This window comes from Priestia sp. YIM B13491 (genome assembly GCF_042787605.1).
Lineage (GTDB): Bacteria > Bacillota > Bacilli > Bacillales > Bacillaceae_H > Priestia > Priestia megaterium_E.
Genome location: NZ_JBHZOR010000002.1, coordinates 754,891 through 767,901, shown reverse-complemented (window position 1 = coordinate 767,901; position 13,011 = coordinate 754,891). Strand labels below are relative to the sequence as shown.

General features: G+C 38.7%; 10 protein-coding genes and 1 riboswitch. Of the genes, 6 read left to right on the top strand and 4 right to left on the bottom strand.

The genetic code is table 11. The features are described from left to right. Positions 1-147 precede the first annotated feature (147 nt). Positions 148-747 carry a cupin domain-containing protein gene (locus ACFX4E_RS09910; protein ID WP_081085187.1) on the bottom strand — a complete coding sequence of 200 codons (600 nt, stop codon included), beginning with the start codon at positions 745-747 and terminating at the stop codon, positions 148-150. A 385-nt stretch (positions 748-1,132) separates the two neighbouring features. Next, a riboswitch (ZMP/ZTP riboswitch) is annotated at positions 1,133-1,211 on the top strand. 56 nt (positions 1,212-1,267) lie between these two features. Here ACFX4E_RS09910 and ACFX4E_RS09905 point away from each other — a divergent pair. The 6 genes from ACFX4E_RS09905 to ACFX4E_RS09880 all read left to right on the top strand — a co-directional run bounded on the left by ACFX4E_RS09905 (position 1,268) and on the right by ACFX4E_RS09880 (position 10,043). After that, positions 1,268-2,863 (top strand): glutamate/serine transporter AimA, encoded by a 1,596-nt coding sequence (locus ACFX4E_RS09905; protein ID WP_028407547.1) that lies wholly within the window; start codon positions 1,268-1,270, stop codon positions 2,861-2,863. Between the two features lie 182 nt (positions 2,864-3,045). Beyond that, a complete protein-coding gene (locus ACFX4E_RS09900; protein WP_377237759.1) occupies positions 3,046-4,092 on the top strand; it encodes a DUF5105 domain-containing protein in 1,047 nt (348 codons plus the stop codon). A gap of 151 nt (positions 4,093-4,243) precedes the next feature. Next, the gene (locus ACFX4E_RS09895) at positions 4,244-4,753 is read left to right on the top strand and encodes an acyl-CoA thioesterase (RefSeq protein ID WP_013055518.1); all 510 of its coding nucleotides are present in this window, start codon (positions 4,244-4,246) and stop codon (positions 4,751-4,753) included. 460 nt (positions 4,754-5,213) lie between these two features. Further along, positions 5,214-7,982: a phosphoenolpyruvate carboxylase gene (ppc, locus tag ACFX4E_RS09890; protein ID WP_098966068.1), complete on the top strand. Its 2,769-nt coding sequence runs from the start codon at positions 5,214-5,216 to the stop codon at positions 7,980-7,982. A gap of 217 nt (positions 7,983-8,199) precedes the next feature. Beyond that, positions 8,200-8,643, top strand: a complete 444-nt coding sequence (locus ACFX4E_RS09885; protein WP_050689301.1) for a hypothetical protein — start codon at positions 8,200-8,202, stop codon at positions 8,641-8,643. Positions 8,644-9,035: 392 nt separating this feature from the next. After that, complete coding sequence (locus ACFX4E_RS09880) at positions 9,036-10,043, top strand: aromatic ring-hydroxylating dioxygenase subunit alpha (protein ID WP_028407551.1); 1,008 nt, start codon at positions 9,036-9,038, stop codon at positions 10,041-10,043. A 31-nt stretch (positions 10,044-10,074) separates the two neighbouring features. On the opposite strand, the gene ACFX4E_RS09875 is transcribed toward ACFX4E_RS09880, so the two are convergent. From ACFX4E_RS09875 to ACFX4E_RS09865, 3 genes are all read right to left on the bottom strand, one after another. Further along, on the bottom strand, positions 10,075-10,830 hold the full coding sequence (locus tag ACFX4E_RS09875) for an ABC transporter permease (RefSeq protein ID WP_028407552.1): 756 nt from the start codon (positions 10,828-10,830) through the stop codon (positions 10,075-10,077). Beyond that, positions 10,827-11,564: an ABC transporter ATP-binding protein gene (locus ACFX4E_RS09870; RefSeq protein WP_028407553.1), complete on the bottom strand. Its 738-nt coding sequence runs from the start codon at positions 11,562-11,564 to the stop codon at positions 10,827-10,829. The genes ACFX4E_RS09875 and ACFX4E_RS09870 overlap by 4 nt, the downstream gene beginning before the upstream one ends. Positions 11,565-11,661: 97 nt before the next feature. Next, a complete protein-coding gene (locus ACFX4E_RS09865) occupies positions 11,662-12,969 on the bottom strand; it encodes a homocysteine synthase (RefSeq protein WP_028407554.1) in 1,308 nt (435 codons plus the stop codon). Positions 12,970-13,011 lie beyond the last annotated feature (42 nt).

Below are 13,011 nucleotides of genomic sequence, written 5' to 3'. Positions count from 1 at the left end.
TTTAGTTTTGACCGGGAAGTTTTTGTTATTTCGCTGAGATAAAGTATATTGCTATTGCATCATAAGAAAAGAATTTGTATGTTCAAATAGAGATTCATGGAAAGAATAAAACAGAGCAAATAAAAAAACTAGACAATAAGTGCTTGTCTAGTTCCACCACTCTGTCAATGGTCCTTTGTCGCCATAAACAGGATCTGTTGTAGGAATAGGTACTTGTGCAATTTCATCAAATACGTGAGGGCGGTCAGTTTGTTTTCCTGTTCGTAAATTGTAATCCATGCCCTCTGGATAAGCTCCAACCACTTTAAAATCAGCAGTTGACTGCAGACGCATATGCCCTGTTCCTGCAGGAAGTACGAGCACATCGCCAGCATGCACCACGATATTTTCCCCCATATGTCCACCTAGTTTTAAACGTGCAGATCCGCTAATTACACCTAGTGCTTCATGGGAATTGCTGTGGTAATGGTGAAAATCATGTATGCCACCTACCCAGCTGTTTTTCCAGTTGTGAGAATTAAAAATGCTCTCCACTTTCTCTTTCTTACTAATAAATACGTGTTCATACAATAAAACTGGAAGACGAGGGTGATTTGGAATGGTTCCGTCGTCATCAAAATAAAGAACTTTTACATTTGCATAATTCATAAGCATCCCTCTAACAATCTTTTTTCGTAATTTTCCCTGTTTTTTGCTTGCGTAAACAGAGAAGTTTGCTCGAAGTACTTCATTTGTTGCGAAGTGCATGATATGTAGGTTTTAACGTTTTCCTAAAAGAAGTCTCCCACTTCAAGCGTAGCTAAGTGGTGGACAGTTCACTTTAGTATCTTTTCTTCATATTGTATATAAGTAAAGGGTCTAGTGCAAGAATTCTATGGATATATAGCTGTTAATTCTTATTATGTAAATGAATACTATATATTAGTATAATCTTTAGAAGGTAATCTACTCGTGGAGTAAAAGAATCAAACAACAAGAAAAGTTAGGGTTTTAGTTATTTTTGTAATTAAAAAGAGGTTTCTAGAAGTTTTATTCGGAATTTTACGAATAATTTATTATTTTTATAAAAGTAATGTAAACATTTTTGTGTATTGAGTAATAGAAATGAATGTTATATACTGATAAAAAATATATTCCTATATGTGACTGGCGCAACATGGATGACCATGGGGGAGCATATAGCGTATAAGCCGCGCGCCTGGGCAAACACTTGAGAAATTTTCGCAAGTGTTTTTTTTATTTTCCTAGGGAAGAGGAGTAGATTTGGATGAGCAATATGCAAAGGAAGATGGGAACATTTGCTTTAACCATGACAGGCATAGGTTCGATTATCGGTTCAGGGTGGCTGTTTGGAGCATGGAAAGCAGCTCAAATTGCGGGACCCGCGGCTATTTTTTCATGGGTTATTGGAATGGTGGTTATTTTGACCATTGCTCTATCATATGCTGAACTGGGCGCGATGTTTCCACAAGCAGGGGGGATGGTTAAATATCCTCAGTATTCACACGGATCATTTATTGGTTTTTTGGCTGCTTGGGCTAACTGGATTTCAATCGCTTCAACGATAACAGTGGAGGCTATTGCATCTGTGCAATATATGAGTACTTGGCCGTGGAAATGGGCTCGCTGGACTCACGAATTAGTAGATAATGGAATTTTAACGTCCAAGGGGTTGGCAGTTGCGTCTTTGTTATTATTCGTTTACTTTTTTGTGAACTATTGGACGGTAAATCTCTTTGCTAAAGCAAACTCATTTATTACGATTGTTAAATTAATTATTCCTGGTTTAACGGCAGGGGCTTTATTTTTTGCTGGTTTTCATAGCGGAAACTTTTCAAGTGAGCATGGGGTTGCCCCTTATGGATGGGCCAGTGTTTTAACGGCAGTGGCAACATCAGGTATTGTGTTTGCATTTAATGGGTTTCAAAGTCCTGTAAATATGGCAGGAGAAGCAAAATCACCTAATAAATCGATTCCGGTAGCTGTAATTGGTTCAATTTTTATTGCAGGAATTGTATACATTATATTGCAAATTGTTTTTATCGGAGCAGTAAGTCCGTCATCAATTGCTGATGGATGGAATCATTTGAATTTTAATTCTCCTTTTGCTGATTTAGCGATTGCGCTTGGAATTAACTGGCTAACAATTGTGTTATACGCAGACGCATTTGTTTCTCCTTCCGGCACAGGTGCTACATATACGGCAACTACTTCTAGAATGTTATACGGGATGCAGCAAAATGGATATTTGCCAAAGATCTTTGGTACGCTTCATCCACTTTACAATGTCCCGCGCCCAGCTATGTGGCTAAATTTAGCAGCTTGCTTTTTGTTTCTCTTTTTATTTAGAGGATGGGGTGTCTTAGCAGAAGTGATCTCAGTAGCGACGCTTATCTCTTATATTATGGGTCCTGTAGCGCTTATAACATTAAGAAAAACGGCTTCACACTTTTACCGTCCATTTTATTTAAAAGGGGCATCAGTTATTGCGCCATGCGGCTTCGTTTTTGCTTCCTTGACGCTTTACTGGGCAAGGTGGCCACTTACAGGTGAAGTGATCTTTATTATGGCAATTGGCCTGCCTGTTTATTTTTATTACCAAGCGAAAAATAAATGGGTGGGCTTTAAAAAAGAATTTTTAACCGGGGCTTGGATGCTTATCTATTTAGCGTGCATGATTTTTATTTCCTACATAGGAAGCGAAAAATTCGGAGGCAAAAATATTTTGCCTTTCGGATGGGATATGCTAGTGATTGCTTGCGTATCATTAGCTTTTTATTACTGGGGAATTAAGAGTGGCAAATCTAACCGATATATGAAAGAAGCTGAACAAATCAATCAAGAAAATTTTAAATCTAAATAAAAAAACACGAGCCAGTGCTCGTGTTTTTTTATTTAGGTGAGTGGAGAGTTTAGACTTAGTTTTTATCAAAATATTGTAAAAAATATAGATTTTAAGGTTTAAGTATTTATACAGAGGGAACCTTTATTTGGGATAAAGTTCTAAAAAAACAAAATAAAGGGGATTAGGCAGCTGTGAAAAAAATGAATGTTTTGGCTTTAGCTTTTGTACTTATGCTAGTATTAGCGGCTTGCAACAGTTCTAAGGAAACGGGAGGGTCTACTTCGGCTAAAAATAAGGCGATTGAAGCATCTATTGACAGCGCTTCTTACATTTTAGTAGATAGTGATGAAGGAGCTACAAGTGAAGAAAAAGGGCTGTTGAAAGTTGATTTAAAAGTGAAAAATGTCTCCAAAAACAGTATATCTTTATCGGATTATGACGGTGTTTATTTATACGAAGGAGATGAACAGCTGTCTCCAAAAACGGGAGTGAACAGTCGTGAGCTCGGACTAGAAAGCAGTGCATCTGACAAAATTGGTGCTGGAAAGCAAAAAAATTTAACGTTTGTCTTTGAAGTCAAAAAAGATAAAAAGTATAAAATTGGGCTTCAGCCAAAATCATCTGATTATGATGAAGAAATTGACGAAGTGACATTAACACTGGATACAAAGAAATACGCGAAAAGCTATAATAAGCTGCAAGACCCAGAAAAAGCTCTGCAAGCTTATACAGAAGTCCTTTACTTAAATAAAGAAAACGTAGACTATGATAAATATGTAACAGCAGATAAAACAGCTGTTATAGAAGAACAGAAAAAAGCGTTTAAAGAAGAATTAAAAGGTGCGTTTTCTAATAGTTTAACCGACAAAGCAAAAAAAGACTTTTTTAACATGTATAAAGATGTTTTAAAAGAAAAAGCAAGCGTGAAAACAAATGTGATTGCGAATGCAAATAATAAAGCAGTAGTAGAGGTGGAGTACACGACTCTTAATTTATCAGACTTGTATTCATACGTATCGCAGCTTAAACGAGCCTACACAGAGGAAACGAAGGATTATGATACAGAACACTCTGAAGAGTTTGCCGCTTCTCACTTCAAAGATATTGTAAATGAATTGGAAACAAAAGAAGGAAGTCGCCCCCTACGAATTTTTATGGTGAAAGAAGATGGGAAATGGACTGTGAAACCAAGTGACCTATACAGTGATTCTTTAGGTAAAACGTTTGGATCAAGCTATATTCGATAGACAAAAAAGAGAAGAATTTTTCTTCTCTTTTTTGTTTTCTGTAAATAAATCAACGAGTTTTTTGTAAAGCTAAATTTATCAAAATATGCTAGTATAGGTTCATTCATTCTTTTATTCTTATTATGATAGGCATCAATGGAGGTTCTTACTAATGAAAGCAAATTATTGTAAAGATACAAAGGCTGTTCGAACGAGCCGCATTTTTCCTAATGATATTAATAATCACAATACGTTATTTGGCGGAAAGTTAATGAGTGATATTGATATGATTGCGTCCATTTCAGCTTATCGTCACAGTCGTACAGAGTGTGTAACAGCTTCAGCAGACTCTATTCATTTTCTGCACCCTATTACGCCTCAGGATTCTGTATGTTTGGAGTCATACGTATCATGGACAGGTCGTTCATCCATGGAAGTGTTTGTGAAAGTGATTAAAGAAAATTTAAAAACCGGGGAGCGTCAAATTGCAGCCACATCATTTTTAACTTTTGTGGCAATGGATGATGATGGAAAGCCCCGTGCAGTACCGGAGCTTATTCCAGAAACAGAAGAAGAAAAATACCTGTTTCAAACGGGGGCAGATCGCGCTGCCACGCGTAAGCAAGTGCGTAAAAAAAGCAATGAACTAGCATCGGTATTGGATTTAGGACAACCTTGGTAGCATAAAAGAGAGGCCGAGACAAAAGTGTTTTAGCTCAAATGAAAAACGAACCAGTGATCAACGTGTTTGATTAGTGGTTCGTTTTTTTTGTTATGGTGAACGTAGGTTTCATCTGTTTCGTTCCTTCTAGCAGTTGATTGGAGAGCAAGACGAAGACTACGGGGGAAAAGCGAAAGAGACGAGGAGGCTCATCGACCGCCCGCAGAAAGCAAAGTCTTGCACAGTAATCAACTGCGGTGTCACAAGCGGTTCAGCTTATGTATCCCATTTGTTCGTCTTTAGATTGGATTCATTTAGTTATGTCTTAACCTCTTTCTATATTTGATGAATCTCCTCTCCTGAACGAGAGGAGGAAATAAAATTATATGAAATTTATTTTCGTTCATGGTAATATGGATTTAATATAATTTTCTAAAAAGTTTAAAAAGTACAACATTTATAAAGAAAGGTGTCGTGTCTAATGGTAACAGTAGAAGCAGCAGAAAGACAAAACAGCAGCACTGCCCTGCGCCGTGATGTAAAGTTTCTCGGTCAATTGTTAGGGAAAGTTCTGGTTCACCAAGGTGGAGAAGAACTGCTCAACAAAGTAGAAAAAATACGCGAAGTAGCAAAATCACTTAGAGAAAACAAAGATGAAGTTATCTATAAAGAAATAAAAAATGAAATCGTTACTCTTGAACAGCCGATGCGCGAGCAGGTTATTCGGGCGTTTGCAGTTTATTTTCATTTAGTTAATATTGCAGAGCAAAATCATCGAATTCGTCGCAGACGGGAATATCAGCAGCAAGAAGATTCTATTATGCAGCCGGGCTCATTGGAAAGTGCCGTTGTTTCGCTTAAAAATAATGGAGTGGCGCCAGACGTAATTGCTAACTTGCTTCAAACTTTATCTCTAGAGCTCATCATCACTGCTCATCCAACAGAAGCCACTAGACGAAGTGTTCTTGATATTCATAAACGAATGGCTGAGCTTCTCAAAAACTTGGATAATCCAACGTTAACAAAACGCGAACGTACGGAAATTGAAGAAAGACTGTTTAGCGAAGTGTTGATTTTATGGCAAACAAATGAACTGCGAGATCGCAAGCCAACCGTAATGGATGAAGTATCGAATGGATTATATTATTTTGATGAAACGTTATTTGAAGTGCTTCCTCAACTTCATCAGGAGTTGGAAAATTCATTGCAGGAGAATTACCCCCAAGAAAATTGGAAGGTGCCTAATATTCTTCGATTTGGTTCATGGATTGGCGGAGACCGGGATGGAAATCCAAACGTAACTCCCAAAGTAACGTGGCAAACGCTTGTCAAACAAAGAAAGTTAGCTATTCGTAAATATAAAGAGTCGCTTACTCAATTGAGACAAAGGTTAAGTCAGTCTACAAAAAGAGTCGCAGTTTCAGATAATCTGCTTGATTCTATTAATCAAGAAATATCGCTGCTGCCTGAGAAAAAGCGATGGAGAATCAAACACGAAGTGTATCGCTGCAAGCTTACGATTATGCTTCATAAATTAAATTTAGTTGGAGAGTCGGAAGCGGGTTATCAAAGGTCGGAAGAACTTCTACATGATTTACTTCTAATCAAAGACAGTTTGCAAAAGCACCAGCCTCAGGATTATCAGTTAAAAAGCTTATGTAAATTAATTCGCCAAGTTGAGCTGTTTGGTTTTCATTTAGCAACGCTTGATATCCGTAATCACAGCGGGGAACATGAAGCGGCAATCAAAGAAATTTTCCATGCGGTTTCTTTAGCTGAAGATTATTCAGCGTTAACAGAAGAGAAAAAAGTTGAGCTGTTAGGGAAAGTTCTTCAAGACCCAAGACCTGTGCTATCGTTTGTAGAGAATTACTCTAAAGAAACGCAGCAAGTAATTGAAGTATTTAATATGATACATCGAGCACATAAAGAATTTGGAGAAAGATCTATTGAAGTCTACTTAATCAGCATGACGCAGTCTGCAAGTGATTTGTTAGAAGTCATGGTACTTGCCAAAGAAGCAGGTATTTATCGCCTTCATGCAGATGGCCGCATTGAAAGTAAGTTAAATATAGCTCCGCTGCTTGAAACGATTGATGATCTCACAGCGGGTCCTAAAATTATGGAACAGCTATTTCAATTAGATTTTTATCGTGAGCACTTAAGGAAACAGCAGGATTTGCAAGAAATTATGCTTGGCTACTCAGATGGAAGTAAAGACGGAGGAACGCTTACTGCTAATTGGAAGCTCTATAAAGCGCAGCAGGAAATTCACGATATGGCGAGGAAGTATCAAGTTCGTCTGAAGTTTTTCCATGGCCGAGGCGGCTCACTAGGCCGAGGAGGTGGACCGTTAAACCGAAGCATTTTATCTCAGCCTGTTGAGACGCTAGGAGACGGCGTGAAAATTACAGAGCAAGGAGAAGTTCTTTCTTCTAGATACGCTTTATATGACATTGCCTACCGAAGCCTTGAACAAGCGGTCTCAGCTCTTCTTACAGCGGCAGCAAATGTTTCTCAAGAAGCTGAACAATGTGATATTCGTACACATGAATGGGAAGAAACAATGGACGAGATTTCAACTGCTTCTTTACGTAAGTATCAAGAGCTTGTTTTCAAAGATCCAGACTTTTTAACGTATTTTAAACAAGCTACACCTCTTCCTGAGCTGGGAGCTTTAAATATTGGGTCACGTCCAATGAGTCGAAAAGGAAGTGATCGCTTTGAAGACTTGCGAGCAATTCCGTGGGTATTTGCATGGACGCAAAGCAGACAGCTGCTTCCAGCCTGGTACGCTGCAGGTACGGGCTTACAGCATTTAGTAGAGAAGTCGGGAGATATACAGCTTCTTCAGCAAATGTATAAAGAATGGCCATTTTTCCGCTCGACCGTCGATAATCTGCAAATGGCCTTAACAAAAGCAGATTTAATGGCAGCAAAAGAATACACGGAAATGGTACAAGACCCGGCTATTTCAGAGCGGATTTTTACCGCCATTAAAAAAGAGTATAATCTCACAAAAGAAATGATTCTTCAAATCACAGGTCAAAAAGAACTAATGGATCATCTTCCTACGATTAAAGAATCTATTAAATTACGAAATCCGTATGTGGACCCTCTAACATTCTTACAAGTTAAAGTCATTTCCAAGCTGCGTGAAGATGAGGCTGGAACGTTAAATGAAGAACTTTTAAAAGAAGCGTTATTAACGATTAACGGCATTGCAGCAGGGTTGCGTAATACAGGCTGATGATACCAAAAGACACCTCAAGAAAATAAAAGAGGTGTCTTTTGCCTATTCTTCTCACATAAAGAACTGCCTGTCAGTTCCCTCTCTTTTAAAGAGAACTTCCGCCTGTTAAATAGGCACTGAGAAAAATCAATGATAGAATAGAAAAAAGATGGAAATATTCTACAACTGAATGCGAGTGATGGGGGAACTAGATTGAATATGGAGGACGAGGACAATGGTAAAAAATTCGCAAATCTTTATTGAAGCTGACTCCGAGAATTCTGTATTTATTGGACTGGAATTTTGTGAGTATACACAAAAAATGAATCCTACTTGTTTGTCCAAACAGCATATAAATGTGTTTATTCATCCGGAAGAACTCACCGTGGAATTTAAGAAAACAAAAAGTGATAGAACTATCGATGATTTTCATCTCATGCATATCGTTCCGGTTCATTGCTTTAATTATTTATTATGTTCGATTTCGCAAGGTATTGTTACAGATGTTCAGCTGAAAGCGGTTGGTCATCAAGGAGAAACGTTGTTTGAAGAAAGTCTTACATTGAAGTTTCATGAAAAAGCGACGGATTATGAAGAAACCCTCTCATTTTTCAAACATTTAAATCAAGAAATACAAAAGCAGACGAAAAAATATACAGCCAGTTATATGAGCTCATAATAAAGCAAGCTGCGGTTTTTAAAACCGCAGCTTTTATTCGTTTAACCGAAAAAATTATGTTAGAGATGCTTACAAATCAAGAGATTTTTCAGTGGGAAATTGATAAAGTAAAGCTAAGAGAAATCAGTGGACAGAAAAGCTTTTAGCGGCTGGCCGCTCTTTATTCAATATATAAGGGTTAGGTTTTGAGATTAAAAAAATAGCGATGAACACGTATTGTCATTGTAGATGAAGTGCTAAGGTCGCTCTATCTGCAATCATGTAGAATCTTCGCGCGCTTATAGTCTGTTTTACGGAACGAAAAAGCTGCGGAAGTAGAAGCACTCCTTCTATTTCTGCGGTTTTTTTTATAAACAAGAAATAAATTTACTTATTGTACGGAGGCGATGCAGATGATTAAAGATTTAGTATTGGCTAAGGAATGGCTGCCTGCAGCTTATTCACATGATTTAACAGATCAGCCCTTGCAAGTAACGATTTTAGAAGAGCGAGTTGTGCTTTTTCGCACAACTAATGCCATTAAAGCATTTAAAGATTTGTGCATCCATCGCGGTGCAGCGTTATCTCTTGGAAAGGTGGTAGATGATTGCATTGTATGCCCTTACCACGGATGGAAATACGATGATGCCGGGGCTTGTGTGAAAATTCCTCAACAGCCGCCAGGAAGAGCTATTCCTTCAAAAGCAAAAGCACAGGTGTATGACTGCGTTGAAAAGTACGGAATTATATGGGTGAAGATGAATAGAGAGGCGGGCGATACTCCTCTTCCCCTGTATGACGAACATCTTAACTCCGGATTCAAAACGGTTTGCGCCAACTCTCATACTCTGCAGGCAGCAGCTCCTCGTGTCGTAGAAAACTTTCTAGATGTAAGCCATTTGGCTTTTGTTCACGAAGGAAGCCTTGGACACTCTGACTACGCCGAAATTCCTGATTATAAGGTGCATTGGAAAGATAACCGATACGTTTCTGATGAAATCGCTGTGTACGCAGATGCAGATGGTACGGGTAACTTTGCGACTATTTATTATACCTTTGAAATTCTTCGTCCTACTGTTGCAAGATTGAAAAAAGTGAACTATGAAACGGGTGAAATCTTTTCAATGCTGTTTGCGGTTTTACCTGAAGAGGAAAGAAAGTCCACGGTGTTTGCGCTGGTTTCTAGAAACTATTCGTTTGATGCACCTGATCAATATTTCCGCGATTTTCAGCAGCTTATTATTGAACAAGATACCAGTATTGTGGAAAGTCAAAAACCAGAAGAGCTGCCGCTTGACTTACAAGCAGAGCTTCATTTGAATCCGGACCGATTGAGTATTGCCTATAGAAGATGGCTCGGTGATTTAGGAGTGACCTTTGGAAGTGACGTAGGATCAAGATTAAAAAAAGCTGCTCAGTAAAAAAAGAAGAAAGGAGTCTCCTTTCTTCTTTTTATGTATGCTCACGGATAAGCTGCTGATAGCTATTAAAAAGGGTAGGGTATGTTAATCGGCTTAAGATGACGCAGGAAAGCGTAGCAGACGCTAGAATAGTAAAAACGATAAGCAGCTGGAATTTGACAGCTTGTATCGGATCTGCCCCTCCAATAATCTGGCCTGTCATCATACCCGGAAGCTGAACAAGTCCAATTGTTTTTTGGCTTTCTACCGTAGGAATCATGCTAGCTTTGATTGCGGCGTTTAAAATACTATGAATAGCTTGTTTAGGAGTACCCCCAAGCGCCAGAATTAATTGAATTTCCTCTCTTCTTCGACTTACTTCAGCATCTAACCGATTTAAAAATAAATTAGCCAAAATCATCGAATTTCCAATAATCATACCGCTGACAGGAATGACGTAGCGCGGAGTAGCAGGGATAATATGTAGACCGAGCATAACGCTTTGGGTCAGGATTTCTACAATAAAAAGAGTGACAAATACACGAAAAAAAGCTTTAAATTCCTGCTTTTTTTTCTTTACAACGTTTTGAGAAGCGACTGTGAGCATAACGAATAAAATGAGAATCATAAAAACAGGATGATTCGCGTCAAAAATAAACGATAAAACATATCCGATCACTAACAGCTGAACGGCTGCTCGAATACTGGCAATGATAATATCTTTTTCGAGTCCTATACGAAAAGATTTTGATAAAAAAAGAGCAATAAAAACAAAAACAATTGTAAAAATCAGTGAAAGTGAACTCATAGAAAGGCTCCTTCAATAAATTGTTTTGTTTCAGCTTTTACAGGAGCATGAAAAAAGGTCTCCGTCTTCGCTTTTTCTACAATCACTCCGTTCATTAAAAGCCAGACTTCCTCTCCTAAACGTTTCGCTTGATCTAAATTATGGGTAACCCAAATAATCGTTTTATTCTGCTCTTTATGTAAATGAGAAATAAGCTGCTCAATTTCATGAGCAGAAGTGGCATCCAAAGCAGAAGTGATTTCGTCTAAAAGTAAAAGGTCAGATCCGTTGGACAGCGTGCGGGCTAATGATAACCTTTGTCTTTGACCACCGGATAAATCTCTGGCATCCTGGTCTAACAAGTCAGGGGAAAGACCGGTCAAGGCACAGAGTTCTTCAGGCATAATATCCTGTTTGCCGTGCAGTTTTTGAACAAGCATCATATTATCTCGCACTGTTCCATCAATAACAGGAGCAGATTGAAAAGCAATGCCCACTTTTTTTCGCAAATCAGAAATAGTCCATTTGCTAATGTCTTTTCCATATACTTCAATACTTCCTTCATCAGGTGCAGAGAGTAAATTGCACATGGAAAGAAGGGTGCTTTTTCCGGATCCTGATGGTCCTACCATCATGACGAGCGAGCCTTGCATCACTGTACCCGATATGCCTTTTAAAACACTATGTTCTTTATCCTTAAATGTTTTATGAACGTCTGTAAATGTGATAGCAGGTATTGAATTGAACGTGTTCATAGTAACTCCTTTTTCATTCGTTTTGTTTATTGTAGCATAAGCGAAAGTATAAAAAGTTATTGGATGATATAAAAAAAGCTGTGAAAAATCACAGCTTTTAAACAGTTGTATTCACTTTTTGGCTGGCTTTTAAGGCATAATCCAAATCTTCAAGAAGGTCGTCGATTGCTTCTGTTCCAACCGATAAACGAATGAGTTCTGGCGTCACACCCGAAGCTTTTTGTTCGTCTTTAGATAGCTGTTGATGAGTGGTGCTTGCCGGGTGAATAATGAGTGATTTAGAGTCGCCGATATTGGCTAAATGAGAAAATAACTGAACCGAATCAATTAACTTAGCCGCAGCGTTTTTTCCTCCCCTTACACCAAAGGTTAAAATTGCTCCTTGCCCTTTAGGCAAGTATTTTTGTGCCAAAGAATAGGAAGGGTGGGAAGGAAGCCCCGCATAATTTACCCATTCTACTAATTCATGCTGCTCTAAAAATTTCGCTACCTTTAATGCGTTTTCGCTGTGACGCTCTAATCGCAGATGGAGTGTTTCTACCCCTTGAAGGAGTAAAAAGGAATTAAAAGGTGATAAAGCAGCTCCAATATCTCGTAAAAGCTGAACGCGCGCTTTTGTAATATAAGCAGCTTCACCGGCAGCTTCTGTGTATACGAGGCCATGGTAACTTGGATCTGGAGTTGTTAAGTCTGGAAATTTCCCGCTCGCTTCCCAATCAAATTTTCCACTGTCTACGATAACACCCCCAATTGCTGTTCCATGCCCTCCAAGAAACTTAGTAGCAGAATGAACGACAATATCTGCTCCGAAATCGATGGGACGAAGAAGGTAAGGGCTTGGAACCGTATTATCAATAATAAGAGGAACTCCATGTTCATGAGCAATGTCTGCAACTGCTTCGATGTCTAGCACATTTCCCTGCGGGTTTCCAACGGATTCAGCATAAATTGCCTTTGTTTTGGAAGTGATTGCACTTCTAAAGTTTTCTGGATTATCGGCGTTTACAAATTTGACGGTAATGCCCAGTTTAGGAAGCGTAGACGAAAAGAGGTTATATGTTCCCCCATATAAACTGCTTGCTGATACAATTTCATCTCCTGCCGAAGCGATATTCAAAATGGAAAAGGTAGTAGCTGACTGACCCGAAGCTACTCCTAGAGCACCTACTCCGCCTTCTAACTCAGCAATTCGCTGTTCAAAAACGTCCGTAGTAGGGTTTACAATTCGAGTGTAGATGTAGCCTTGTTCACTTAAATTAAATAAAGATGCAGCATGCTCCGTATCTTTAAATCCAAATGAGCTTGTTTGATAAATAGGTACCGCACGCGAAAAAGTAGCCGGGTCAAGCTGTTGGCCAGAATGGATGGCTTGTGTTTCAGGACGAAATGGTTTCTTAGCAGACATTGAAACTCCTCCTTAGATATAAAACTTATAAAAAGCATAGGA

Bases quoted from the DNA above. Each gene is read 5' to 3' on its own strand.
- ppc (WP_098966068.1), top strand. From the start codon at position 5,214: ATGGTAACAGTAGAAGCAGCAGAAAGACAAAACAGCAGCACTGCCCTG.
- ACFX4E_RS09900 (WP_377237759.1), top strand. From the start codon at position 3,046: ATGAATGTTTTGGCTTTAGCTTTTGTACTTATGCTAGTATTAGCGGCT.
- ACFX4E_RS09880 (WP_028407551.1), top strand. From the start codon at position 9,036: ATGATTAAAGATTTAGTATTGGCTAAGGAATGGCTGCCTGCAGCTTAT.
- ACFX4E_RS09905 (WP_028407547.1), top strand. From the start codon at position 1,268: ATGAGCAATATGCAAAGGAAGATGGGAACATTTGCTTTAACCATGACA.
- ACFX4E_RS09910 (WP_081085187.1), bottom strand. From the start codon at position 747: ATGCACTTCGCAACAAATGAAGTACTTCGAGCAAACTTCTCTGTTTAC.
- ACFX4E_RS09885 (WP_050689301.1), top strand. From the start codon at position 8,200: ATGGTAAAAAATTCGCAAATCTTTATTGAAGCTGACTCCGAGAATTCT.
- ACFX4E_RS09865 (WP_028407554.1), bottom strand. From the start codon at position 12,969: ATGTCTGCTAAGAAACCATTTCGTCCTGAAACACAAGCCATCCATTCT.
- ACFX4E_RS09875 (WP_028407552.1), bottom strand. From the start codon at position 10,830: ATGAGTTCACTTTCACTGATTTTTACAATTGTTTTTGTTTTTATTGCT.
- ACFX4E_RS09895 (WP_013055518.1), top strand. From the start codon at position 4,244: ATGAAAGCAAATTATTGTAAAGATACAAAGGCTGTTCGAACGAGCCGC.
- ACFX4E_RS09870 (WP_028407553.1), bottom strand. From the start codon at position 11,564: ATGAACACGTTCAATTCAATACCTGCTATCACATTTACAGACGTTCAT.